The organism is Streptomyces solicamelliae (assembly GCF_045348655.1).
Taxonomy (GTDB): Bacteria; Actinomycetota; Actinomycetes; order Streptomycetales; family Streptomycetaceae; genus Streptomyces; species Streptomyces solicamelliae.
In genome coordinates this window covers 4,496,562-4,520,342 of the sequence record NZ_CP160404.1, presented here as the reverse complement: position 1 = coordinate 4,520,342, position 23,781 = coordinate 4,496,562, and the positions used below count along the sequence as shown (strand labels likewise).

The following is a 23,781-nucleotide window of genomic DNA, read 5'->3' as shown; positions in this document are numbered from 1 at the left end:
CCGCGATTTACCCGTGACTCCGGTGCTTCTTCCTCGTTTCAGTCAGAAGGGCATTCGCCCTTTCGCCTTTCGCCCAGGAGAACTCTCAGGAGAGGACCGTATGAGCGTTCCGCGCCGCTACGCCCTGCGCACCCTGTTCGCGGTGGCCGTCACCGCCTTCACGGGCGGTGCCCTCGCCCGTATCGCCGCCGTGGAGAAGGACGCACCGCGCACCGGCGGCGGCCGCCTCGCCTTCGACGAGGTCTACCGCGGTCGCCGCATCCAGGGCGAGCCGCTCGCCGCCGGGGCCGTCCGGGTCCGCGTCGACGGCCGCCCGCTGCACGTCATGCGCTGCGCCGACGGCGGCTGGCTCACCCCGATCGACCACTACCGCTCCTGCCCGACACCGCTGGCCGCGGCCCGCGCGGCCGTCGACGAGCTCGGCTCCGCCCAGCTGTCCCCGCTCGCCGCCGCCCACGGCGGCCACCCGGAAGGGAGCCCGCGTGGCGTACGTGCGTAAGAACCAGCGCGATCTGACCCCGGCCGAGCGGCGCCGCTTCGTCGACGCGGTCCTGGAACTCAAGCGCCGCGGCACGTACGACGACTTCGTCCGCCTGCACATCGACTATTTCCGGGCCGACGGCGAGGGCGGGCTGCGGCTGGCGCACGGCGCGCCCAGCTTCCTGCCCTGGCACCGCCGGCTGCTGCTCGACTTCGAGCGGGCGCTGCGCCGGATCGACCCGACGGTCACCGTTCCGTACTGGGACTGGACGCGGGACAACCGCGCGGACTCCCCGCTGTGGGCGGCGGACTTCATGGGCGGGACGGGCCGGCCGGGCGATCTGCGGGTGACGACCGGCCCGTTCGCGTACGGCGGCGGCCGCTGGCCGATCGTGGCGGCGATGACGACCACCCGCTTCCTCACCCGCGACCTCGGCCGGCCGCGCGCCCCGCTGAGCCTGCCGACGCCGGCCGACGTGGAGCGGGCGATGGGCGACGCGGTGTACGACGTCTCGCCCTGGGACTCCACCAGCCGCTCCGGGTTCCGCAATCTGCTGGAGGGCTGGGGTCCGGGCTCGGGCCCCACGAGCTGGCGCAACCACAACCGGGTGCACCGCTGGGTCGGCGGGATGATGCTGGGCGGGGCCTCGGTCAACGACCCGGTGTTCTGGCTGCACCACTCGTTCGTGGACCTCCTGTGGACGCGCTGGCAGCGCCGGCACCCGCGGTCCGGCTACCGGCCGGCCCTGCCGCCGCCGTCCGGGGACCCGCAGCACGGCCGGGTCGCGGCGCTGCACGAGCCGATGCCACCGTGGCAGGTGCGGCCGTCGGACCTGCTGGACGTCTCGCACATCTACCGGTACGCGTAGGGCTCCCGGCGCCGCACGAGAGAGCGGCCCCCCGGTCCTCGGACCGGGGGGCCGCTCTCGGCCCGGAGGCGGGTGGTCAGCTGCCGTAGCCGCCGTCGCCGTGGCCGCCGTCCACGTTGGCGCAGGTGTTGCCGAACGCCGGGTTGATCAGGCCGATCACGTTGACGGTGTTGCCGCACAGGTTGATCGGGACGTGGACCGGAACCTGGACCGCGTTGCCCGAACCGACGCCGGGCGAGTGGGCGGCGAAGCCGTGGGCGCCCGAGTCGGCGACGGCCAGGCCGGCTCCGCTGAGGGCGACGGCACCCGTGCCGGCGAGTACGGCGGCAGCCTTCGCGATGCGAGACATCAAGAACTCCTTGAACGGTGAAACGCGACCGCGAGAACCACGGCCGTCACAGGCGTTCAACGCGGTGACGCGGAAGGGGTAACGGGGAAATGTGTCAGCCGACCCGGATCACTCATCCGGCGCTTTCGCGTTCGAATTCCCTGGAGGAAGAGGAAGGCCCGTGGAGCGGAATCCGTCACGCCGTCGGATACGGCGGTACGGACCCCGGATCCACGGGCCGCGGCCATGCGACAAGCCTCCTGTCGCAACGAGCGAAAGCCCTTGGGGTGGCGGGGAAGAATCGTGTCTTCACGACCCCTCCATCGATCACACAAGAACGATTCGCCGAGGGCCCGTTCCGCGCCGGTGTCAGACCGCCGGCGGCTGGACGCCCAGGCCGGAGTCGAGGGTCCCGGACAGGGCCGGCGCGAGCACCCCGGCCTCCGGCGCGTTCAGCCCGGGCAGCGGCAGCCCGAGCGGGCCGGGCCGGCCGTCGGGCACGGCGACCGGGGTGCCGATGATCGCGCCCGGCGTGGCGGCCGAGAGCTCCGAGCCGGGCGCGGTGAGCAGCGCGCTGCCCATCTCGCTGCCGTCGAGGAGCTCGGGCAGCGGGGCCTCGACGAGGGTGCCGGGCACGGAGCTCGCGACGGGGACCCGGGGCAGCTGGGCGTCCGGCAGACCACCGCGCTCGGCGGTCGGTCCGGTCGGGGCGCCCGGCACCGGCAGGGGTACGGCGCTCGCCACGGTCGGCGCGTCCAGGCCGGGGGCCGCGGTCTCCAGGCCCTGCAGCGGCAGGACCACGGGAGCCTCGGCGGCCGACGCGGAGGAGGCGGTCGACGCCATCGCGGCGGAGGCCAGGCAGGACATCAGGATTCCCATGCCGGCTCGATTTCGCAGGTTCATCACTGCGCACGCCCTTCAGGAGCTTGTGGTGGGGAGGGGTGGGTGGGTCGGTGCTGTGCCGTCTAGAACGAGTCCCTTGACCGCCGCGTCGCGAAGTTCGCCTGATCGCAGCAACGTCTCGACCCTTGCCGGTGAGGGCGGCGGCGACCGGTTGACGCGACGGGACGGGCGGCGGGGCCCGTGGATCGCGCGCAGGGCCCGCTCCGGACGACTGGCTCCTCGTCCCGAGCAGACCCTGACCGCGCTCGCCCTTACTTGGGGAGCGGAAGGCCGCCGAGCAGCGGGGCGGTCTGGCCGACCTGGTTGACCTTCTCGGCGGTGTCCGTGACGGCCTTGAGCGGGGAGCCGTCGGTGGTGCTGCTCAGCGCGTCGCTCTTGAGGGGCTGGCTGCTGCTGAGCGCACCGAGCGCACCGTTCAGGCTGGGCGCGGCCTCGGCGGCCATCGCGGGCGCGGCCGCGCCCAGGGCCATCATCGAACCGGCGACGACCGCGGCAACCTTGGTGGGCTTCATGAATGAGTCCTTCCTCTGCGGGCTGGTCAGGGGACGCACCGGACTCCCGTTCTCCTGCTGGATTCCGGCGTGTCGTTTCCGTACTTCTGTAACGAGCCCTGTTCGCGCCGGAAACTCCAGGTCATGGGAATTCCGGCCCTTGCACTCGATCGATGAGGACCGGTGCGATTTTCGGACCGGAAGCCGGAAAAGGCCGTGCCGGCCCGGGTATTCCGGGCCGGCACGGCCGGTGCGAGGCTGCGTTACGTGCGTCCTAACGGAACGGCAGCGTCACGGGGAGATCGACGGCGGGATCGGCGGCGGGATCGGCGGGAAGCTCCACCAGCGGGTCGACCGGCAGGGTCGGCACGTCGGGCAGTTCCAGCTCGGGCAGCTCCGGGACGGGCACGTCGACGCCGAGCACCGTGTCGAGGACCTGACTGATCAGCGAGTTCACCGTCGTGGTGAGCTGCGGGATCAGGCCGAGCGGGTCGCCCGTGAGGGAGTCGAGCAGGTCGGCGACGGTCTGCTGGACGGTCTCGAGGACGTCGTCCGTCAGGTCCGCCGGCGCGGCCGGCGCGGATCCGGGGGCGACGGTGGCCACCGCGGCGGTCTCCGTACGGGGGGCCGGGGCGGTTTCGGCGAAAGCGGGTCCCGCCGCGCCGAGGGTGAGAGCGGCGCATATTGCGAGGGTGCAGGCGCGGCTGGATACGTGACGCATGTGTGTTCCTTTTCCTATGCGTCGGACAACTTCCCTTCCAACCTGACCTGCAGAGACTCCGCTCCGCAACCGCTCGACCACGTTCCGCGCCCGAACGTGTTCCGGGCAGCGGAAAGGCCGGTGCGCCGCGCTCCGTCGAGGGAGTGCGGCGCACCGGCCTGGGCGGGTGCGCGGGCGCCGGGCCCGTGCGGTCGCTCCTGGGGTCAGTAGTTGACGCAGACGTTGCCGAACGTCGGGTTCAGGGCGCCGATCACGGAGACGGTGTTGCCGCAGGCGTTGATCGGGATGTTGATCGGAACCTGGATCAGGTTGCCGGAGAGGACGCCCGGGGAGTGCACCGCGGCACCGTGCGCGCCGGCGTCGGCGACGGCGGACCCGGCGGCACCGGCGACGGAGGCGGCGGCGACGGCGGACAGGGCTACGGCCTTGGCGATACGGGACATGGAGAGTGCTCCTCGATTGTGCTGACGGTGCGGACGGTTTCGCCCGGCTCCATCAACAACGCAGTCGTATTTCATCGGTTGCTCTCCCGAACGGGTGACGTTCAGCAGATCTTTGGGCCATTGGAGGGGCGCGAACCGCATTCGGCCGTAAAAAGGCGCAACACGCTCAACGAGCAAACTGCCGAAAGGATACGGAAGTTGGCGTTTAAGGGCATCTAATGCTTACTATCGCCCGGCGTTGGGGTTATACCTGCCATCCTCCGGACCTTTATCGACGGTTCCGGACCCCTACTCGTCCCTGCGGAGAACCAATATGTGCAGTGCCGCGGTTCTTCCCCCGACCGTCCTCCACCTCGTCCAGCCCGGTGACGGCGGAGTCGCCCGCGTCGTGACGGACCTGGTCGCCGACCAGTCCGGCCGCGGGCTGCGCGTCGCCGTCGCCTGCCCGCCCGGCACCCCGCTGGCCGCCGCCGTACGGGACCACGGCGCGGAACTCCACCCCTGGCGGGCCGGACGCGAACCCGGTCCCCAACTCATCAGTGAAATCCGCGACTTGGCCCGGATCGTACACACCGTCGCGCCCGGGCTCGTCCACGCGCACAGCGCCAAGGCCGGGTTGTGCGGGCGGCTCGCCGTCCGCGGCCGGATCCCCACCGTGTACCAGCCGCACGCCTGGTCGTTCGCGGCGGTCGAGGGCACGACCGCCGCGCTCGCCCGCCGTTGGGAGCGGTACGGCGCCCGCTGGGCGCACCGCGTCGTCTGCGTCAGCGAGGCCGAGCGCCGTACCGGCGAACGGGCCGGCGTACGGGCCTCCTGGGCCGTGATCCGCAACGGCGTCGACGTGGCGCGGTTCGCCGCGGCGGACATCGGTGCGGAGCCGTCCGGCGACGGCACGCCGACCGTCGTCTGCGTGGGCCGGCTCTGCCGGCAGAAGGGGCAGGACGTACTGCTGCGCGCCTGGCCCGCGATCCTCGACCGCGTGCCCGGCGCCCGGCTCGTCCTCGTCGGCGACGGCCCCGACGAGCAGCGGCTGCGTGCCGCCGCGCCCGCGTCCGTACGGTTCACCGGCGCGGTCGCCGACACCGCCCCCTGGTACCGGGAGGCCGACCTCGTCGTCCTGCCGTCCCGCTGGGAGGGCATGGCGCTGGCGCCGCTCGAGGCCATGGCGGCGGGCCGGCCGGTCGTCGTCACCGACGTGGACGGGGCGCGCGAGAGTCTGCCGCCCGGCCACGCGACCCACTGCCTGGTCCCGCCGGAGGACCCGGCCGCGCTCGCCACCGCCGTCTGCCGTCTGCTCGGCGGACCGGAGCCCCGGCGCACCCTGGGCCGCCAGGCCCACGAGCACGTCCTCAGCACGTTCGATGTGCGGCGCACCGGTGCGGCCATCGCGGACCTCTACCGCGAACTGGCCCCCGTGCGGGGCACCCAGCGCGGAGAGCCGATCTTCCAGTGACCACGGAAAGCACCAGCGTTCCTCCCTCGTCCGGCCCCCTGTCCACCGCGGGCCGCCCCTCCGTCGCGCCGCCGCGCGGCTCCTCGGACCGGCTCGCGCTGCCGCCGCGGCGGCGCGCCGCGCCCGCCCGGGGCGCCGCGGCGCCGCTGATCGCCGTCGACTGCCTGGCCGTGCTGTGCGCGGTCGCGCTGCTGCCGGCCGCGCACCACGGGCCGCTGCTGCTCGTGCCGCTGGTCGCCGGCGTGCTGCTGCTCGACGGGCGGGCCGGGCTGCACCGGCCGCGCGGCGGGCTCGGCTCCGTCCTCGACGACCTGCCCGCGCTCGCCGGCCGGGCCGCCGTCGCCTGGTGCGCCACGGCCGCCGCCGTCGCCACCGCCGACCCGGCGCGGATGTTCGGGCCGGCCGCGCTCGGCACCGCGTACGCCGTCCACCTGGCGGTCGCCGCGGTCGGCCGGGCCGTGGTGCACGGGCGGATCCGCCGGCTCGCCGCGGCCCGGCCTCGGTCCGCGCTTGTCGTCGGCCCGGCCGGCGAGGCGCAGCGGTTCGCGGCCTCGCTCAGCGGGCGCCCCGAGTACGGCATCCGGCCGGTCGGGGTGGTCGGGCTGCGGCAGGACGGCGTGCCGCCGGACGCGGGCGCGCCCGCGCTGCCGGTGCTCGGCACGGCGGAGGACATCCACCGGGCGGTCATCCAGAACAGCGTCCGCGAGGCGGTGTTCCTCGCCGACGACCCGGCGATGGTCACGCTGTTCCAGCACTACGGCTGCGCCACCTGGCGGGTCGGCGGCGCGGGAGCGCTCGACACGCCGATGGGCGCGCACCTGTGGGGGCACGCCTGCCGCCGGATGACGCCGCTCGGCGAGCGGCGCGGCCGGGCCGCGAAGCGGCTGCTCGACCTGGTGGTGGCGGTGCCGGCGCTGCTGGCCGCGGCGCCGGTGCTGCTGGCCTGCGCGGCGGCGGTGCGGGTGTCGGACGGGCCCGGGGTGCTGTTCCGGCAGGAGCGGGTCGGGCAGCACGGGCAGCTGTTCACGCTGCTGAAGTTCCGTACGCTGCGGCCCGCCGACGCGACCGAGGCGGCGACGAAGTGGAGCGTCGCGAACGACTCCCGGATGGGCGCGGTGGGCAACTTCCTGCGGCGCAGCTCGTTGGACGAGCTGCCGCAGCTGTGGAACGTGCTGCGCGGCGACATGAGCCTCGTCGGGCCGCGGCCCGAACGGCCTTACTTCGTCGCGCAGTTCAGCCGGATCCACGCGGGCTACGCGGCACGGCACCGGATGCCGGTCGGGCTGACCGGGCTCGCCCAGGTGCACGGGCTGCGCGGCGACACCTCGATCGAGGACCGCTGCCGGTTCGACAACCACTACATCGACCACTGGTCGCTCTGGCAGGACGTCTGCATTCTGCTGCGGACCGCCGCCGGCCTGGTCCGTCCGACGGGGAGCTGACGATGCCGGGGGCGGGACGGCGGCCGCGGCGGCGGCGGCGGGAGCTGCGGGACCGGGTGCGGGATCGGCTGCGGGATCGGCTGCACCTGGCGCCGGTGATCGCGGTCGTCGCGCTGCTCGCGGTGCCGGGTGGGGGCGGGGCCGAGGGCGGCACAGGCGGTACGGGGACGCTCGCGGACGCGGCGTCCGGGCTGCTGGTGCTGTACTGCCTGGCCCTGGTGGTCCGCAGCGGGGCGCGGCCGCTGACCGTCACGGCGGCGGTCGTGCTCGGGCTGCCGGTGCTCGGTGTGTGCGCCGCCGCGATCACGTCCCACGACCCGGCGGCGAGCCTGCCGGGGGTGGCGCGGTACGTGCAGATCTTCGTCCTCGTCCCGGCGGCCGTGCTGCTGCTCGTACGGGACCGGGGGGACTTCGCGGTCCTCGCGTGGGCGCTGGTGGTACTCGCCCTGTTCCAGGGCGGGGTGGGCGTGGCCCAGTACCTGACCGGCACCGGTGCCTCGTACATGGGCGAGGACATCCGCGCGGTGGGCACGTTCGGGCCGACGGACGTGATGGGCATGGCGACGGTGGTGGCGTTCGGGCTGGTCGTCGCGGTGGGCCTGGCGCTCGGCGACGGGCCAGGGCGAAGGGCCGCCCTGGTGTGCGCGGCGCTGCTGGTCGTCCCGCTGGTGCTGTCGTTCAGCCGGGGCGCGTGGATCGCGACGGTGCTGGCGTGCGGGGCACAGTTGGTGCTGGCCGGGGTGCGGCGGGCGGTGAAGGTCGGGCTCGCGGTGGGGGCGCTGGCGGTGGTCCTGGTCGGGGGCCTCGGGGTCGGCTCGGCGATGGTGAAGGAGCGGGTCACCAGCATCACGCAGGTGACGGCGGCCCCGGACCGGTCAGTCACCGACCGGTACACGATGTGGGCGGCGGCGGCCGGGATGTGGCGCACCGACCCGCTGACCGGCGTCGGCCTGAAGGGCTTCCCGCAGTACCGCGACAGCCACGCCTCGCTGGCGCTGTCGTCGGGCAGCGACACGGCGGGGGCGGGGCGCGGCTTCCTGCGGCAGCCCCTGCTCTCCCCCCACAACATGTACCTGCTGGTCCTCAGCGAACAGGGCCTGCTCGGCGCGCTGGCCCTGACCGGCAGCTGGCTGGCGCTGCTGGTGGCGGCGGCGCGACGGCTGGGGAGGGGCGGTGAGTGCGCGCTGGTCGCCGTCGGCCTCCTGTCCTGGCAACTGGTCGACTTCGCCTACGCCGACATCGGCGGCCCGAGCACGGTCCTGACGGCGGTGGTCCTGGGCCTGTCCGCCTGGCCGGGCCTGTCGCCGCGCGCGAGCGCGGCGCACTCGTCCCGCCGGGGCGGCCCCCGCCTCCACCGCTGCGGGCCGTCACCCCGCCCCCGTGGGGGCAATCGTCCCTCCCCCAGACTTCGTCCGGGAGGTGCCCCCAGGGCGGGACGGGTGGGCACACGGGACGGCGCCCATGCGGGGCGCGTCCCGCTCCCGGGCCTGGACCCGCACCACGGGGGCGGCACGCTTGCGGGGGCCGACGCGCACGGGGCGCGGGTTACGGCACGGGGCGCAGGCGCGCGCAAGGGCGCCGTCCCGTTGTGCCCACCCGTTCCGCCCTGCGGAACGATTGCCCACGACGAGCGGGGCGAGGGCCGCGGCCTGCCAGACGAAGGCCCCCGCGGTACAAGGGGCCGTCGTGACTGAGTCCGTCGACGCGGTCGTGGAGGCGGCACCCCGGGTCGCCGTGCGGGCCGCGCGGGGGCGGCATCGGGCCACCGCCTCCGGGCTTCTCGCGCGCGCCGCGCTCGTCACCGCCGCGCTCACCGCCGCCGGGTCGCTCTTCGGGCTGGTGCGGGATCAGATCCTCGCGGAGTCCTTCGGGGCCGGTGCCGACAGCGACGCGTTCCTCATCGCCTGGACCGTCCCCGAGTTCGCGTCCACGCTGCTGATCGAGGACGCCATGGCGCTGATCCTCGTCCCCGCGTTCAGCCGCGCCCTGCTGCGCCGCGACGGCGCGCTCGCGCTCGTACGGGCCACCCTGCCCCGCCTCGTCATGGCCGTCGCCGCCCTCGCGCTGCTGCTCGTCGTGCTCGCGCCGCGCCTCGTCGCCGTCCTCGCGCCCGGCCTGCCCGATCCGCAACTCGCCGTCGACTGCACCCGGTTGACCGCGACCTGCGTGCTCAGCTTCGCGCTCACCGGGTACTGCAGCGCCGCGCTGCGGGCGCACGGCCGGTTCCTGCCGCCGGCCACGATCTACGTGGCGTACAACGTCGGGATCGTCTCCACTGTGCTCGTCCTGCGCGAACCCCTCGGCGTGCGGTCCGCGGCGGTCGGCGTCGCCGTGGGCGGGACGCTGATGGTGCTGGTCCAGGCCCCGTCGCTCGTACGGGCCCTGAAGGAGCCCCGGCCACCGGCCCTGTCGGACGACGCGCCGCCGCCCCACGTCGTACTCGCGCTCGTCGCGCCCGTCGTCGTCTTCACCGTCGCCCGCCAGTCGCAGGTCCTCGTCGAGCGATTCCTCGCCGCCCCGCTGCCCTCCGGCGCGATCTCGCACCTCAACTATGCGCAGAAGATCGCCCAGATGCCGATGATCCTGTCGCTGATGCTGTGCACGGTGACCTTCCCGGTCGTCGCCCGCGCCATCGCCGCCGGCGAGCGGGACACCGCCCGCCGCCGCGTCGAACGGGACCTGCTGCTCGCCGTCCTCGTCGTGCTCGTCGGCGCGTCCGTCGTGATCGCCGCCGCCCCGCAGATCGTCGACATGCTGTTCCAGCGCGGCGCGTTCGACCGCGCCGACACCGAGGCGACCGCCGCCGTCATGCGCGTGTACGCCCTCGGGCTGCTCGGCCAGACCCTCGTCGGCGTCCTCGTCCGCTGCTACTTCTCCGCCGCCCGCCCCCTGTGGTTCCCGGCCGCGACGATGCTCGCCGGGCTCGTCGCGACCGCGCTGGCCGGCCTGGTCGGCGTCCGCCTGTGGGGCGTGCTGGGGATCGCCGCCGCCAACGCCCTCGGGATCACCCTGACCGCCGTGCTGCTGCTCACCGGCTCCGGCCGGCAGAGCGTGCCGCTCGGGACCGGGCCGGTCGCCGCCGGAGTGGCCCGGCTCGCCGCGGTGGCCGCCGCGGCGACCACCGTCGCCTGGCTGTGCGCGGCCGCCGTCGCCACCGCCGTACCGGAGAGCCTCGCCCCCGCCGCCGGGACCGCCACCGCCTGCGCGGTCGTCGCCCTCGTCTTCCTGCCGTCCGTCGCGCGCGCCGTCCGGGCGCCCGGGGCACCGCCCCTGTTCCTTCCACCCCTGTTCCGTCCCGCCTCACGGAGGCTCGCCCATGCCCGCTGTCTCGGCCCCCGACCGCGCCCGCGCGCGACTGCGCCGGCTGCTGCCGACGCCGCCCCCGTGGGTGGCGATGTACCACTCGATCGCGGACGCCCCCGATGATCCGTACCGCGTGACCGTCTCCCCCGTCCGCTTCGCCCGCCAGCTGCACTGGCTCGCCGACCGCGGGCTGCGCGGCGTGTCCGTGCGCGAGCTGCTCGCCGCGACCGCCGCGGGGCGGGCCCGCGGGCTTGTGGGGCTGACCTTCGACGACGGGTACGCGGACTTCCTCGACTCGGCGCTGCCGCTGCTGCGCCGGCACGGTTTCACCGCGACCGTGTTCGTCCTGGCCGGCCGGCTCGGCGGGGAGAACGCCTGGGACGCGGAAGGGCCGCGCAAGCGGCTGCTCGACGAGGAGCAGATCGCCCGGATCGCCGCCGCCGGCATGGAGATCGGCTCGCACGGGCTGCTGCACAGCTCCCTGCTCACCGTCGACGACGACGCCCTCGCCGAGGACACCCGGCGCAGCCGCGAGATCCTCACCGCGCTCACCGGCACGCCGACCGACGGCTACTGCTACCCGTACGGGCATGTCGACGCACGCGCGGTCCGGGCGGTGCGGGCGGCCGGGTACCGGTACGGCTGCGGCATCGATCCGGGCGGGCTGACCAGCAGGTACGCGCTGCCACGGGTGCACATCGGGGAGCAGGACACCTCCTGGCGGCTGGCCGCGAAGCGGGCCGTGCACCTGCTGCGGCGGCGCCCGCCCGCCGAGAGCGCCGAGCCGTTCCGCCCGGCCGCCGGGGCGGCTCTGTCATGAAGGTCCTGCATGTCATCACCGGCCTCGACATCGGCGGCGCGGAGCAGCAACTGCGGCTGATGCTGCGGCACCTGCCGGTGCGCAGCGAGGTCGTCACGCTCACCGCCCCGGGTCCGGTGGCCCGGGGCATCGAGGCCGACGGCACCCCGGTCACCCACCTCGGCATGGCCGGCAACCGCGATCTGAAGGCGCTGCCCCGGCTCGTCCGGGTGGTCCGGCAGGGACGGTACGACGTCGTGCACACCCATCTGTACCGGGCGTGCGTGTACGGGCGGATCGCCGCCCGCGCGGCCGGTGTGCGGCGGGTCGTGGCGACCGAGCACTCGCTGGGCGACCGCCAGATCGAGGGCCGCCCGCTGAGCGCGGGCACGCGCGGCCTGTACCTGGCCACGGAGCGGCTCGGCTCGGCCACGGTCGCGGTGTCGGACAGCGTGGCGCGGCGGCTCGAGGGGTGGGGGGTGCGGCCCGGGCGGATCCGGGTGGTGCCGAACGGGATCGAGCGCGGCCGCTTCGGCTACGACGCGTCCGCCCGGCGGGCGGTCCGGGCCCGGCTGGGACTGGCGGAGGACGCGTTCGTGGTCGGCGGGGTCGGGCGGCTCGCCCCCGGCAAGCGGTTCGACCGGCTGGTCCGCGCGGTCGCCGCGCTGCCGGACGCCCGGCTGCTCCTGGTCGGCGACGGGGAGCAGCGCGGCCGGCTGCAGGCGGTGGCGCGGGCGTGCGGGGCCGGGGAGCGGGTCCTGCTGACCGGCGCCTGCGAGGACCCGCCGGGCGATCCGTCCTCCGGACTCCCGTCTCTACCCGCCCTGTTGTCCGCGATGGACGTGTTCGTGTCCGCCTCGCCCGACGAGGCGTTCGGGCTCGCGGTCGTCGAGGCGCTGGCCGCCGGGCTGCCGGTCCTGTACGTCGCCTGCCCGGCCGTCGACGACCTGCCGCCGGACGCCGCGCCGGGCGCGCGGCGCATCGGCGAGACCGTGCCCGAACTGGTCTCCGCGCTGGCCGGGATCCGCGAGGCGCGGGTCGGCCGACTGCCGCAGCCCGCCGCCGCGCACCGGTACGACATCGCCCGCAGCGCCCGGCAGGTGCTGTCCCTGTACGAGTCCCTCCCGCCCCTTTCCGATAAGCGAGTGACCCCATGAGCAGTCAAGACCCGAAGCCCGAACGCCCGTCCTTCCTGGCTCGGTTGCGGGCCCGACCCCGGCTTCTGGTGCTGCCCGCCGCCGTGTTGGCCGGCGTGGCCGCCGGCGCGGGGTACGGACTGCTCAAGACGCCCGAGTACGCGGCGACCAGCTACGTCGTGGTGGTCCCCGGGGAGAAGTCCGACCCGGCGGCCGCGCTCGGCTTCGCCCAGGCGTACGGGCGGGTCGCCACCGACCTCGCGATCACCGGCGACGCGCAGGTGTGGGCCGGGGTGTCGGTGGCGACGCTGCGCAAGAACGTGCAGGCGGCCACCTCGCCGGACGCGCCGATGATCTCGGTGACGGCCCGCTCGCCGAAGCCGGCCACCGCCGTGGCCATGGCGGACGGCGTCGCCCGGGCGCTGGTGACGAGCGGCACGCACGCGTCGGCCGGGACGGGCGTGAAGGTGGTCCAGTTCGCCCGGGCGACCAAGCCGACCAGCCCCGTCTCCCCGTCGGCACCCCTGTCCGCCCTGGTCGGCGGCTGCGCGGGCGGACTGCTCGGCGGCCTGGCCCTGCTGGTCCGCCCGAGGCGCGGGGCGGAGGCGGGGGTGGAGGTGGAGGCGAGCGACGAGGACGGCGCACGCGTCGCCGTACCGTCGCCGGCCACGTCCCCGGAACCGCAGCCGGAACCGGAGCGGGCGCGGGAGCGCGGGGGCGAGCGGAAGCGGAAGCGGGAGACCGCGTGACCGCGCCGGCGAGGTCCGGCTCCGCGGTCCCCTCGGCGATCGCCGCGTCCACCGCCGCACGGGCCCGCTCGACCGTGGCCGAAGTCTGCCGGGACGGGGAGGAGTTCGGGCGGCTCGCGACCGAGTGGGCGGGGCTGTACGCACGGTGCCGTGCCGCCACGCCCTTCCAGAGCCACGCCTGGCTGCACTCCTGGTGGAGCGCGTACGGCGTCCCCGGCGCGCTGCGCGTGTTCCTGGTCCGCGACGCGGTGGACGGGCAACTCGTCGGCGCGGCGCCGCTCATGCTGCGGCGCGGGCCGCTGCCCGTGCTCACCCCGCTCGGCGGGGCGATCAGCGACTACGGCGACGTGCTGCTCGACGACTCCCGGCCCGAGGCCGCCGCCGCGCTCGCCGCGGTGCTGGCCGGGGCGGCCCGGACCGCCCTGATCGACCTGCGGGAGGTACGGCCCGGCGCCGCCGCCGAGCGGGTCTACGCGTCCTGGCGCGGGCCGCGCCGGCGGCTCGACGACTCGGTCTGCCTGGAGCTCCCCGCCGTCGCCATGGACGTGCTGCTCACCCGGATGCCCAGCGCCAAGGCGGCCCAGCGCGCCCGCGCCAAGCTGCGGAAGCTGGACGCGCTCGGCATCGAGGAGCGCTCGGTCCCCGGCGAGGACGTACCCGCCGCGCTCGCGCGGCTCCTCGCGCTGCACCGGCGGCAGTGGGAGGGCCGCGGGGTGACGGCCGAGCACACCAACGAACGGTTCGCCCGGCACCTGACGCGGGCCGTACAGCCGATGGTGGCGAGCGGGAACGCGCGGGTGACCGAGTTCCGGCTGGGCGGCGAGGTCGTGGCCGTCGACCTGACGCTGCTGTCGCCGAGCCTCGCCGGCGGCTATCTGTACGGGGCCGACCCGGGCCTGCGGGAGCGGAAGGTCGACGTCGCCACGATGCTGCTGCGGCACGGGGCCCGCGAGGCGGACGCGGGCGGGCGGACCACGCTGAGCCTGCTGCGCGGCACGGAGCCGTACAAGCACCACTGGCGGCCGGAGACGGTCGGCAACCGGCGGCTGCTGCTGGCCCGTCGGCGCACCGCGCCGCTGCTGCTGCTCCGCGCGGCGGCGGTGGGCGCGCGGCGGCTCGCCGCCGAGCAGGTGCGGCGGCGGGCGTGGGCCGGACGGCTGCTGGGGAAGCGGAACGGCGGCGGAGGGTGACCTCCGCCGCCGTTCGGCGGTGACGCGACCGGTCGTACGGGTCAGAAGGGCCAGAGGTCCTTCAGGTCGTCCTTCCAGCCACCGGTCGGGACGCAGACGGCCCCGCCGACCCACTGCTCCACCCAGGACCCGAGGTCGACCTTGAGGCAGGCATCATCGGTGGGGGTGGGAGTCGGGGTCGGGGTGGCTTCCGGCTTCGGCTCGGGCTTGGGCTCGGGCTTCGGCTCGGGCTTGGGTTCCGGCTTCGGCTCGGGCTTCGGCTCCGGCTTGGGCTTCGGTTCCGGCTTCGTCTCCGGCTTCGGCTCGGGCTTGGGCTCGGGCTTGGGCTCGGGCTCGGGCTTGGCTTCCGGCTTCGTCTCCGGCTTCGGCTCAGGCTTCGGCTCCGGCTCGGGCTTCGGTTCCGGCTTCGTCTCCGGCTTCGGCTCGGGCTTGGGCTCGGGCTTCGTCTCCGGCTCGGGCTCCGGCTTGGGCTCGGGCTTGGGCTCGGGCTTCGTCTCCGGCTCGGGCTCGGGTTCCGGCTCCGGCTTCGTCTCCGGGAGGGGGATCGGGGTCGTCGGGTCGAACGGGCCCCAGGGGTCGGTCGGGTCGATCGGCTCCCACGGCTCCCACACGCCGCCCGGCGGGAAGTCCGGCTCGCCGGGCTCGGTCGGCTCGGCCGGCTCGACCGGCGGCGACCCGGGCTCCGTCGGCTCGGTCGGCTCGGTCGGCTCCACCGGCGGCAGACCGGGCTCGGTCGGCTCCGTCGGCTCGACCGGCTCCGTCGGCTCCAGGTCCGACAGCATCGAGCGGAAGACCTCCGCCGCCTTCGGGTTCGCGCCGCACTGCCAGACGCCGTGCGGGCAGTAGTCGGTGATCGTGTGGTACAGCGGCTTGTGCTGCTGCATCCATTCGAGCATCCGGCGCATGTACACGGGGTTGTCGCCGTTCCGGAAGAGTCCCCACTCCGGGTACGAGATCGGCTTGCCGTGCTCCTTGGCGAAGTCGACGTGCTTCTGGAGCCCGAACGGCTCGCCGATGTGCTCGTCGAAGTCCATGCCGGGCGGCTGGTCGTACGAGTCCATCCCGATGATGTCGACGACGTCGTCGCCCGGGTAGCACTCGGTCCACGGCACCGCGTCCCGGCCCCGGCTGGGCGTGAAGTCGAAGCGGAACTTCTGCCCCGGGACCGCCCGCATCGCGGTGACGATGCGCGTCCAGTACGCCTTCCACGCCTCCGGGTCCGGCCCGCAGCGGTGCGTGTAGGTGATCCCGTTCATCTCCCAGCCGAGGACGAGGACGGTGTCGGGAACCCCGAGTTCGACCAGCCGCTCCGCCAGGGCGGTGAAGTGCTGGTCGAACGCCCCGTCCGCGCCGCGCCGCAGCTGCCGGCGGACCTCCGCGTCGGAGACGCCGGCCTCGTTGCGCTCCAGCATGGGGACGTTGAGCACGAACAGCCGGTCGGCCTTCTGCTTGCGCCACTGCGCCCAGGAGTCCAGGAACCCCGGCCGGCCCTCGATGTTGGACCAGAGGTCGCCGGGCAGGTACGTGTGACCGACCCTCAGTTCCGTGCCGCCCAGCCACTTCTCCAGCTCGGCGATGCGGGCGACACCGCGCGGACCGTAGTCGAGGTACGCGCCCAGGGCGGTGGTCACCGGCGCCGCGGCCGGCCGGGGGTCCTGAGGCCGCGAGTCCTGCGGGCGCGAGTCCAGAGGCCGTGGGTCCTGCTGCCGTGGGTCCTGCGGCCGGATGTCCTGCGCCGGAGGCGACTCGGCGGCGTGACTCGGCGAGGAGAGCACGACGGAACCCGTGGCGAGGAGACCTGCGGTGAACACCCCCAGCCATCGACGCGTCGTTCGTCCGTTCCCAAGGGTCATGGCCGTGCTCCTTCGCACCTCGTGTTCCGCATGACCCCAGATGTACTCAGAAAATATGCTTAATAAGCCGAACGGAAAGGCAGTCACCTGATCAGTCGTCAGAGAAAAGCCGAAGGGCCGGTCCCGGCCGGGTGAGAACACCCGGACCGGAACCGGCCCCTTCCGCTCGCGTCAGGAGTTGACGCAGACGTTCCCGGCCGTCGGGTTCAGCAGACCGATGACGTTCACGGAGTTGCCGCAGACGTTGATCGGCGCATGGATCGGCACCTGGACGACGTTGCCGGACAGGACGCCCGGGCTACCCACCGCCGCGCCGATGGCACCGGCGTCGGCCATCGCGGGCGACGCCGCACCCAGGGCCATGACGAGTCCGGCGACGACGGTCGCAGCCTTCTTAACCAGCATTTCGCCTGATTCCTTTCTGCGGCGGAGGAGACTCGCGACTCTCGCGAACCCCGTGCCCCGTGAAGGACCCGGGCCTCCGCTGCACACATCGGACACGACCGTGCGGTATCCAGACACCGAACGGCGTGCGACAGGGCCGCGCCGGAGAAACCTTCACTCCTTCGACGGCCTCCGATTCCGCCGTGCGCCGAGGCGTTCGGCGGAATTCCGGGGCACGGCGTTTCAGCGCGGCGCGGAAAGGGCCCGGGCCAGCGCCTCCGGGTCTGTCGTCGGCGCCTCGCAGGCGAAGTGCCGGCAGACGTACGCGGCGGGCGCCCCGCCCACCAGCGGCCGGTCCGCAAGCAGCGGGAACTCGTCCGAGCCGGCCGGCCCGTGGGCGACGACGGCGCCCGGGGCGGTGCCCAGCAGGGCCGTACGGTGCAGGGCGCGGCCCGTGGCCCCGTCCCCGACCACGGCGATCTCCCGCGGCCCGTCGAGCAGCGCCTCGGCGACCGCGAGGCCCCAGCCGATGTGGCGCGGGGCGCGCGGGCCCAGGGCCCGTACGACGGCCAGGCCGGCCTCGGCGGCCGAGCGGTGCGCCTCGGAGCCGGTGTGCGCCGCATACGACAGGAGCGCGCCGGTCGCGGCGGTCCAGCCGGACGGCGTGGCGTTGTCGGTGGGGTCCTGGGGGCGGCGGATCAGGGCCTCGGCGTCGTGCGCGGTGTCGTAGAACGCGCCGCCCTCGGCCCGGAACCGGTCCAGGACCATGTCCAGGAGGAAGCCGGCGAACTCCAGCCAGACGCCCTCGCCGGTGACGGAGGCCAGCGCCAGATAGCCCTCGGCGACGTCCGCGTAGTCCTCGAGGACGCCCGCGTTGGTGCCCGCACGGCCGTCCCTGGAGGTGCGGACCAGGCGGGCGGAGTCGTCCATGTGGAGGCGGAGCAGCAGGTCCGCGGCCTCGGTGGCGCGGGCGATCAGGTCGGGCCGGTCGAAGTACGCGCCGGTCTCGGCGAGCGCGGCGATCGCCAGGCCGTTCCAGGCGGCGACGATCTTGTCGTCGCGGCCGGGGCGCTCGCGCCGCTCCCGGGCGGCGAGCAGCCGCTCCCGGATCGAGCCGAGCCTCCCCCTATGCCCTGGGGGCATGGGGGGACCCCCAGCGTCGGCGACCCCGGCGTCCTGCGGGAGCTGGAGGACGGAGGCGCCCTGCTCGAAGGTGCCCTCCTCGGTGACCCCGAAGTACCGTGCCGCGTACGCCGCGTCGTCCTCGCCGAGCACCTCGGCGAGCTGCGCGGGCGTCCACACGTAGTACGCGCCCTCGACGTGCCGGCCGGTGCCGTCGTCGCTGTCCGCGTCGAGGGCGGAGGCGAAGCCGCCCTCGGCGGTGCGCAGCTCGCGCACCATGAAGTCCGCGGTCTCCAGGGCGACCCGCCGGGCCAGGTCGCTGCCGGTGGCCCGCCACAGGTGGGCGTACACGCGGCAGAGCAGGGCGTTGTCGTAGAGCATCTTCTCGAAGTGCGGGACGACCCACTCCCGGTCCACGGCGTACCGGGCGAAGCCGCCGCCGAGCTGGTCGTAGATCCCGCCGCGGGCCATGGCCTCGCAGGTGTCGGCGGCCATCTGCAGCGAGCCCTCGGCGCCGGTGCGGGCGTGGTGGCGGAGCAGGAACTCCAGCACCATCGACGGCGGGAACTTGGGCGCCCCGCCGAAGCCGCCGTGCCGGTCGTCGTACTCGCGGGTGAGCCCGAGCAGTGCCTGCGCAAGCTCCTCCTCGCCGGGGACGCCCTCGCCGCCGAAGGCCAGGGAGCGCTCCGACAGGTCCTTGGCGATCTTCCCGGCGACCTCACCGACCTCGTCGCGCCGTTCGGACCAGGCCCGGGCGACTCCGTCGAGGACCTCGGGGAAGGACGGCATGCCGTGCCGGGCCTCGGGCGGGAAGTAGGTGCCGAAGTAGAAGGGCTCGCCGTCCGGGGTCATCCACACGGACATCGGCCAGCCGCCCTGCCCGGTCGCCGCCTGCACGGCCTCCATGTAGACGGCGTCGACGTCGGGCCGCTCCTCACGGTCGACCTTGATGTTGACGAAGTGCTCGTTCATGTAGGCCGCCGTGCCGGCGTGCTCGAAACTCTCGTGCGCCATGACGTGGCACCAGTGGCAGGCGCTGTACCCGACGCTCAGGAACACGGGGACGTCGCGCCGCCGGGCTTCGGCGAACGCGTCGGCCGCCCATGGCCACCAGTCGACGGGGTTGTCCGCGTGCTGGAGGAGATACGGGGACGTGGCCTGCGCAAGTCGGTTGGACATACCCCCATCCTTGCGCAGGTCCGTGCGTCAGGGCAGGTGTGACAGCAGCAGAACGCTCGGCGAGGCCCTGCCCCGAGCAGGGGCGGGCCTCGTCGTGGTGCGCGGGTGCGCGGGTGCGCGAAAGATCAGTAGTCGATGCGGTCGGCCTTGGCCAGCCAGGCGTCGAAGGGCTCGGTGCGGTTGGGCAGGTCGAGGCGCTCGACGTCCGTCGGCCAGTCCGACTCGGGGCGCTTCTCGAAGAGGTCGTAGAACTTGCGGTCGTCGAAGCCGGCCACCGCGGCGTCGTCGCGGTCGGCGGCGAAGACGATCCGGTCGACGCGGGCCCACAGGGCCGAGGACAGACACATCGGACACGGCTCGCACGACGTGACGAGTACGCACCCCTCCAGCGAGAAGGTGTTCAGCTGCTTGCAGGCGGCGCGGATCGCGCTGACCTCGGCGTGCGCCGTCGGGTCGAGGTTGGCGGTGACCTGGTTGTTGCCGAAGGCCACGATCTCGCCGTCCTTGGCGATCAGGGCGCCGAACGGCCCGCCGCCGTTCGCGACGCTCTGCGTGGCCAGTCTGATCGCCTCTTCCAGCCAGGCGCGCTCGAGCTCCTGCGTGCTGACTTCCTGGGTGTGCGCGGTCATGCTCGCTCCTTCTCGGAGGTGGTGCGCCGGGTCTTCGCGTCCAGCGCTTCCGCCCAAGTGGCGGGTCGGAGGAAGTCCACTGCGCTCATCCCTTGCTTTCATCGAACGTGTATCTGGAGTACACAGGGTGTGAGCGGAGTGAGCCAGGGACGGAAGGCATGAAGAGGTCCGCGAGGCGATCTCGTAGCTTCGTATCTTTCTCCAAGCGGTCCGCGTTCCGGCGCTCGTCACTTTCCGTTCATCCGCCTGTCACTGTGTGATCCCGGCGGTCCGGGCGGGTACGCAGACAGGGAACGGCCCCGTTCCTCGCACTGGCTCTGCGAGGAACGGGGCCGCTCACGGACGGGGCAGGGGTCAGCCGCCGACGTTCCCGTTCTGGGAGAGGACCTCGCCCAGGATGTGCGACAGGGCGTCGTCGCCCTTCTGCTGCACCGAGTTCTGGTTGCAGGTCTGGTTCGACATCGGGTTGCCGAGGACGTCCTGGACGGCGACCGGGACGGCGATGACGCCGACCGGCACCTGGGCCTGGACCTTCTGGATGTCGAAGCAGTGCAGGACGCCGCCGTTGACGAGACCGAAGTTCGGGCTCATGTAGCCACCGGTCTCGTTCGCGCCGATGGACTGCTTCGACGTGTTGCCGATGATGTTGGCGGAGCCGCCGTCGTTACCGGCCGCCATCGCCGTGGTCGCGGACATGCCGGCGACGGAGGCTGCGACTGCCGCGGTGGCGAGAACCTTCTTGATCACGAGATCGTCCTTCTTGCTTGAGCCGAGGGGCCTGGAGTGCTCCGTTGCCGAAGCACGCTGATCAACTGCCCGGCCGCTGTTTGGTTCCGGGCAGTCACCCGGAAGCCTCAATCAGCAGATCAACGCCATCGAACAGGGAAGATTCGGTCACACGCCCACCGTGGTTCCCCCCGGCCCGGCCGGTCCTCTCGACCGGGCGTCTCCCGGGCCTTCACCGGACGTCCCTCGCGCCGACGCGCGTCACGCAGGACACTTGGGGCCGGAAGCGGAAGATCTCGGAGGGGGACGCACATGCGGGACAGCCACCGGACCGAAGCCGAGCGGCTGTTGGGGCGCGCCGTCGAGGAGGAGGTGCGCCGCTCCGGTGGCGCGCTCGACACCACCGCGCTGCTGGCACGCGGACGGGCCGCGCTGGACTCCATGGCGGCGAGCGCGGGCGAGGAGTACACGGCGTACCGGCTGGCCCTGGAGGAGGCGGAGGCGGGCAGTCGGTCGCTGGCCGAACGGTTCACCGGGCCGGCCGTCGGAACTCCCTTACTGGTCACGGCCGTTGCCGCCACCGCGGCCTTCTCTGCGGACCTGGCCCTGGGCACGGCCACCGGCACGGCGCTGGGCGCCGGAGCCGTGGTGGCGGTCGCCGGCGCGGCCGCGACGGTACTGAAGGTGACCGCGCAGCACTGGCCGGCCGCCCACCGCCGGGCCGGGGCGCTCGGCCAGCCGGGCGGGGCCGAGCAGCTGCGGCTGCAGTGGCTGACGGCGCTGGAGGTGCGCGGGATACGGCCGTTCCTGGACCAGCAGCGGATGCTGCACACCGCGACCGCGGCGACGGCCAAGCCGGCGAAGCAGCCGGTACCGGCGAAGCGGGGCGGCGACCGCAGCGCGGCGGCCCGCCTGCGCCATGTCCTCGAGCAGTCCTTCGGCCATCTGCCGGACCGCGACGGGCCGTTCGCCGGGCGGCGGGCGGAACTGGCCCGGATCACCCAGTGGGTACAGGCCGCCCGCGCGGCGACCACGACCCGGCCGACGGTGGTGGTGCTGCACGGCGAGCCCGGCTCCGGCCGGACGACGCTCGCCGTCCGGGCGGCGCACTCGCTGCGGGACCAGTTCCGCGGGGCCTGCGTGGTGGACCTGCGCGGCGCGAGCCGCGGCGTGAAGCCGCTGGCGACCCGCGACGCGCTGCTGCACCTGCTGAACCGGCTCGGCGCCCCGCGCGACCAGCTGCTGTTCCGCGACCGCAGCTCCGCCGAGCAACAGGTCGGCCGGCTCGTGGAGTTGTACCACCAGCACCTCACCGGACTGCCGGTGACGATCGTGCTCGACGACGCGGCGAACGCGGCGCAGGTGCTGGCCCTGCTGCCGGAGCGCTCCGACAGCCTGGTCCTGGTGACCGCGCGGCAGCCGCTGGACCTGGGCGCGGGCGTGGCCGCCTCCGTCCACCACCTGGAGGTCGCGGCGCTCGACGCGGCGGGCGCGGAGGAGCTGCTGCACGGGGCGGCCGAGGACCCGGGCCCGTACGACGCGGAGGCTGCGGAGCGGATCCGGGAGCTGTGCGGCGGGCTGCCGCTCGCGCTGCGGGTGGCGGGCTCCTCGCTCACCCGGCGGTCGGCGGCTGAGCAGGCGCGGCTCCTGGAGCGGTACGAGCAGGACGGCGGCGCCGTCGAACGCGCCCTGGCCGCACGGTACTTCACCGATCTCGACGAGGACGGGCGGCGGCTGCTGCGGCGGCTCGCGCTGGCCGGGCGGGCCTCGCTCGGCGCGGCGGCGGCCGCGGCACTGCTCGACGGCGGCGAGGCGGAGGGATCGCGGCTGCTGCGCGAGCTGGCCGGGGCGGGCCTGATCGACCACGTCCGCGGGGAGCGGTACCGGCTGCACGAGGTGGTGCGCCGCTTCGCCTCGGCCCGGCTGCGCGACGAGGAGGACGGCGCGGCGGTCACGGCCGCGCAGGAGCGGCTGATCCGTACCTACGCGGAGCTGGCGGACGCGGTGATCCGGATGGTCGACGGCAAGATGTCGACCCGGGTGAATCACGCTGCCCGGTTCGGCGGGCACGGTTTCGGCTCGCTGGAGGCGGCGCTGCGCTGGCTGGACGACGAGTCCAGCTTCATCACCGCCGCGCTGCGGCACGCCGAGGGCGTCGACCAGGAGGCGGTGCTGCATCTGCTCGGCGCGCTGTGCGACTACTGCCTGCTCCGCGGCGACCTGTACCGGCTCGGCGAGATCGAGGAGCTGGCGGAGGCGGTCGGGCACGGCGGCCGGCTGTCCCGCTCGGTGCAGTGGCGGACCGGTATCGCGGCCCGTCAGCTGGGCGAGCTGGACAAGGCGCGGACGACGCTGACCTCGGTGGTCTCGCTCTACCAGGAGGCCCACCAGGACGCGGGCGCGGCGCTGGCGCTCTGCTCGCTCGGGATCACCCTGCACCACCAGGGCAATCTGCCGGAGGCCGCGGCGCGGCTGCGGGAGGCCCTGGAGCTGCAGGCCCCGGACTCGCTGGCGGCGGACCGGGCGTGGACGCTGCACGCGCTCGCGGCCGTGGAGCGGGACCGGGCGAACCTCGCGGAGGCGATGGAGCTCCTGGACCGGGCGCTGGCGCTGCACCGCGCCGCGGAGTCGGTGCACGGCGAGGCGTGGTCGCACTTCCAGCTGGGCCAGGTGTGGCTGCGCCGGGGCGACGTGCCGCGCGCCGAGGAGGAGCTGCGGGCCGCGCTCGACCGGTACGGCCGCACCCACGACGGCCGCGGCGAGGCGTGGGCGCTGACCCAGCTGGCCCGGGCCCGGCTGGTGGCCGGCGACGCCTCGTCGGCCGTGGACGGGCTGCGGCAGGCGCTGTCGCGGCACCGGGAGCAGGAGGACGCCCGCGGCGAGGCGTGGACGCTGTACTACCTGGGGCAGGCCCTGGAGGAGCGCGGCGACCTGGACCAGGCGGTGCGGGAGCTGGAGCGGGCGCGGACGATGTTCTCGCGGATGCGGGACGTGTACGGGCTGGCCTGCGCCCGGCACCACTCGGGGCGGGTCACCCGGGACCTGCGCGCCGCGCAGACCGGCAACCTGCGCAACTCCGGGTTCGCCCGGCAGCTCCTGAGCGACGCCCGGCACGACTTCCGGCGGATCGGGGTGGCGCACGGCGAGGCGTGGAGCTGCCTGGAGCTGGCGGTCGTCGACGCGGGCAACAGCAAATCGGCGCAGGCGCTGGAGCTGTGCGACGAGGCGGCGCGGTTGTTCGCCTCGTACGGGGACCGGCGCGGTGCGGACTGGGCCGCGTTCCTGCGGGTGACGCTGCTGCCGTACGCCTCGCCGGGCGGGGTGGAGGTCGGCACGGTGGTCGCCGAGGAGGAGCTCGCCCGGTTGTCCGAGGACGGTCACGACCTGCGGGACGCGCGGCTGACGCGGTGCGCCGCGACGTACGCGCTCGCCCTGGCCCGCGGCGTCCACCTGGACGCCGGCTGGCAGGCCTGGCCCCTGGGCCTCACCCCGAACCGCCACGCGCGGGAGGTGATGGGGGTGGAGGTGCGGTAGGGCGCGCGGCGCGGCCGCGGTGGTCCGGGACGTCCCCGGACCGCCGC

Annotated in this window: 19 protein-coding genes and 2 pseudogenes; 11 read left to right on the top strand and 10 right to left on the bottom strand. The window is 74.5% G+C overall.

Annotated elements, in window-relative coordinates; all coding sequences use genetic code 11:
* Positions 1–100 precede the first annotated feature (100 nt).
* Both ABZO31_RS21185 and ABZO31_RS21180 read left to right on the top strand, forming a co-directional pair.
* Positions 101–499 carry a tyrosinase family oxidase copper chaperone gene (locus ABZO31_RS21185; RefSeq protein WP_406862804.1) on the top strand — a complete coding sequence of 133 codons (399 nt, stop codon included), beginning with the start codon at positions 101–103 and terminating at the stop codon, positions 497–499.
* Positions 483–1,349, top strand: coding sequence for a tyrosinase family protein (locus ABZO31_RS21180; protein ID WP_406862803.1), 867 nt, complete (start codon positions 483–485; stop codon positions 1,347–1,349). Before ABZO31_RS21185 ends, ABZO31_RS21180 begins: the two co-directional genes overlap by 17 nt.
* Before the next feature lie 76 nt (positions 1,350–1,425).
* On the opposite strand, the gene ABZO31_RS21175 is transcribed toward ABZO31_RS21180, so the two are convergent.
* From ABZO31_RS21175 to ABZO31_RS21155, 5 genes are all read right to left on the bottom strand, one after another.
* Positions 1,426–1,698, bottom strand: a complete 273-nt coding sequence (locus ABZO31_RS21175) for a chaplin (RefSeq protein ID WP_406862802.1) — start codon at positions 1,696–1,698, stop codon at positions 1,426–1,428.
* A 348-nt stretch (positions 1,699–2,046) separates the two neighbouring features.
* Positions 2,047–2,556, bottom strand: coding sequence for a hypothetical protein (locus tag ABZO31_RS21170; protein ID WP_406862801.1), 510 nt, complete (start codon positions 2,554–2,556; stop codon positions 2,047–2,049).
* Positions 2,557–2,831: 275 nt separating this feature from the next.
* Positions 2,832–3,092: a hypothetical protein gene (locus ABZO31_RS21165; protein ID WP_406862800.1), complete on the bottom strand. Its 261-nt coding sequence runs from the start codon at positions 3,090–3,092 to the stop codon at positions 2,832–2,834.
* Positions 3,093–3,345: 253 nt separating this feature from the next.
* A complete protein-coding gene (locus ABZO31_RS21160; RefSeq protein ID WP_406862799.1) occupies positions 3,346–3,792 on the bottom strand; it encodes a hypothetical protein in 447 nt (148 codons plus the stop codon).
* Between the two features lie 203 nt (positions 3,793–3,995).
* Positions 3,996–4,235, bottom strand: coding sequence for a chaplin (locus ABZO31_RS21155; RefSeq protein WP_406862798.1), 240 nt, complete (start codon positions 4,233–4,235; stop codon positions 3,996–3,998).
* Positions 4,236–4,548: 313 nt separating this feature from the next.
* On the opposite strand from ABZO31_RS21155, the gene ABZO31_RS21150 reads away from it, so the two are divergent.
* From ABZO31_RS21150 to ABZO31_RS21115, 8 genes and pseudogenes are all read left to right on the top strand, one after another.
* Positions 4,549–5,688, top strand: coding sequence for a glycosyltransferase (locus ABZO31_RS21150; protein WP_406862797.1), 1,140 nt, complete (start codon positions 4,549–4,551; stop codon positions 5,686–5,688).
* A complete protein-coding gene (locus ABZO31_RS21145; RefSeq protein ID WP_406862796.1) occupies positions 5,685–7,130 on the top strand; it encodes an exopolysaccharide biosynthesis polyprenyl glycosylphosphotransferase in 1,446 nt (481 codons plus the stop codon). The genes ABZO31_RS21150 and ABZO31_RS21145 overlap by 4 nt, the downstream gene beginning before the upstream one ends.
* Positions 7,131–7,132: 2 nt before the next feature.
* Positions 7,133–8,434 (top strand): annotated as a pseudogene (locus ABZO31_RS21140) (O-antigen ligase family protein); the annotation flags it as partial.
* A gap of 382 nt (positions 8,435–8,816) precedes the next feature.
* A complete protein-coding gene (locus tag ABZO31_RS21135) occupies positions 8,817–10,556 on the top strand; it encodes a lipid II flippase MurJ (RefSeq protein WP_406862795.1) in 1,740 nt (579 codons plus the stop codon).
* A complete protein-coding gene (locus ABZO31_RS21130; protein WP_406862794.1) occupies positions 10,447–11,253 on the top strand; it encodes a polysaccharide deacetylase family protein in 807 nt (268 codons plus the stop codon). The genes ABZO31_RS21135 and ABZO31_RS21130 overlap by 110 nt, the downstream gene beginning before the upstream one ends.
* A complete protein-coding gene (locus tag ABZO31_RS21125; RefSeq protein WP_406862793.1) occupies positions 11,250–12,389 on the top strand; it encodes a glycosyltransferase in 1,140 nt (379 codons plus the stop codon). Before ABZO31_RS21130 ends, ABZO31_RS21125 begins: the two co-directional genes overlap by 4 nt.
* Entirely contained in the window at positions 12,386–13,117 is a 732-nt protein-coding gene (locus ABZO31_RS21120; protein WP_406862792.1) for a lipopolysaccharide biosynthesis protein, read from the top strand. The genes ABZO31_RS21125 and ABZO31_RS21120 overlap by 4 nt, the downstream gene beginning before the upstream one ends.
* 38 nt (positions 13,118–13,155) lie before the next feature.
* Positions 13,156–14,307 (top strand): GNAT family N-acetyltransferase, encoded by a 1,152-nt coding sequence (locus ABZO31_RS21115; protein WP_406865425.1) that lies wholly within the window; start codon positions 13,156–13,158, stop codon positions 14,305–14,307.
* 647 nt (positions 14,308–14,954) lie between these two features.
* Here the strand turns inward: ABZO31_RS21115 and ABZO31_RS21110 are convergent.
* The 5 genes and pseudogenes from ABZO31_RS21110 to ABZO31_RS21090 all read right to left on the bottom strand — a co-directional run.
* Positions 14,955–16,118: pseudogene (locus ABZO31_RS21110) on the bottom strand (glycoside hydrolase family 26 protein); the annotation flags it as partial.
* A gap of 213 nt (positions 16,119–16,331) precedes the next feature.
* Positions 16,332–16,565, bottom strand: a complete 234-nt coding sequence (locus ABZO31_RS21105; protein WP_406862791.1) for a chaplin — start codon at positions 16,563–16,565, stop codon at positions 16,332–16,334.
* A gap of 222 nt (positions 16,566–16,787) precedes the next feature.
* A complete protein-coding gene (locus ABZO31_RS21100; protein WP_406862790.1) occupies positions 16,788–18,845 on the bottom strand; it encodes a thioredoxin domain-containing protein in 2,058 nt (685 codons plus the stop codon).
* A gap of 125 nt (positions 18,846–18,970) precedes the next feature.
* Entirely contained in the window at positions 18,971–19,474 is a 504-nt protein-coding gene (locus tag ABZO31_RS21095; RefSeq protein ID WP_406862789.1) for a nucleoside deaminase, read from the bottom strand.
* 354 nt (positions 19,475–19,828) lie between these two features.
* Positions 19,829–20,221 carry a rodlin gene (locus ABZO31_RS21090; protein WP_406862788.1) on the bottom strand — a complete coding sequence of 131 codons (393 nt, stop codon included), beginning with the start codon at positions 20,219–20,221 and terminating at the stop codon, positions 19,829–19,831.
* 291 nt (positions 20,222–20,512) lie between these two features.
* Here ABZO31_RS21090 and ABZO31_RS21085 point away from each other — a divergent pair, with 291 nt between their 5' ends.
* On the top strand, positions 20,513–23,734 hold the full coding sequence (locus tag ABZO31_RS21085; protein ID WP_406862787.1) for a tetratricopeptide repeat protein: 3,222 nt from the start codon (positions 20,513–20,515) through the stop codon (positions 23,732–23,734).
* Positions 23,735–23,781: the final 47 nt, after the last annotated feature.

What these genes read in the sequence shown, in the direction of transcription:
- ABZO31_RS21185 (WP_406862804.1), top strand. Translation starts at nt 101, where the DNA reads ATGAGCGTTCCGCGCCGCTACGCCCTGCGCACCCTGTTCGCGGTGGCC.
- ABZO31_RS21175 (WP_406862802.1), bottom strand. Translation starts at nt 1,698, where the DNA reads ATGTCTCGCATCGCGAAGGCTGCCGCCGTACTCGCCGGCACGGGTGCC.
- ABZO31_RS21170 (WP_406862801.1), bottom strand. Translation starts at nt 2,556, where the DNA reads ATGGGAATCCTGATGTCCTGCCTGGCCTCCGCCGCGATGGCGTCGACC.
- ABZO31_RS21165 (WP_406862800.1), bottom strand. Translation starts at nt 3,092, where the DNA reads ATGAAGCCCACCAAGGTTGCCGCGGTCGTCGCCGGTTCGATGATGGCC.
- ABZO31_RS21160 (WP_406862799.1), bottom strand. Translation starts at nt 3,792, where the DNA reads ATGCGTCACGTATCCAGCCGCGCCTGCACCCTCGCAATATGCGCCGCT.
- ABZO31_RS21155 (WP_406862798.1), bottom strand. Translation starts at nt 4,235, where the DNA reads ATGTCCCGTATCGCCAAGGCCGTAGCCCTGTCCGCCGTCGCCGCCGCC.
- ABZO31_RS21150 (WP_406862797.1), top strand. Translation starts at nt 4,549, where the DNA reads ATGTGCAGTGCCGCGGTTCTTCCCCCGACCGTCCTCCACCTCGTCCAG.
- ABZO31_RS21130 (WP_406862794.1), top strand. Translation starts at nt 10,447, where the DNA reads ATGCCCGCTGTCTCGGCCCCCGACCGCGCCCGCGCGCGACTGCGCCGG.
- ABZO31_RS21125 (WP_406862793.1), top strand. Translation starts at nt 11,250, where the DNA reads ATGAAGGTCCTGCATGTCATCACCGGCCTCGACATCGGCGGCGCGGAG.
- ABZO31_RS21120 (WP_406862792.1), top strand. Translation starts at nt 12,386, where the DNA reads ATGAGCAGTCAAGACCCGAAGCCCGAACGCCCGTCCTTCCTGGCTCGG.
- ABZO31_RS21105 (WP_406862791.1), bottom strand. Translation starts at nt 16,565, where the DNA reads ATGCTGGTTAAGAAGGCTGCGACCGTCGTCGCCGGACTCGTCATGGCC.
- ABZO31_RS21100 (WP_406862790.1), bottom strand. Translation starts at nt 18,845, where the DNA reads ATGTCCAACCGACTTGCGCAGGCCACGTCCCCGTATCTCCTCCAGCAC.
- ABZO31_RS21095 (WP_406862789.1), bottom strand. Translation starts at nt 19,474, where the DNA reads ATGACCGCGCACACCCAGGAAGTCAGCACGCAGGAGCTCGAGCGCGCC.
- ABZO31_RS21085 (WP_406862787.1), top strand. Translation starts at nt 20,513, where the DNA reads ATGCGGGACAGCCACCGGACCGAAGCCGAGCGGCTGTTGGGGCGCGCC.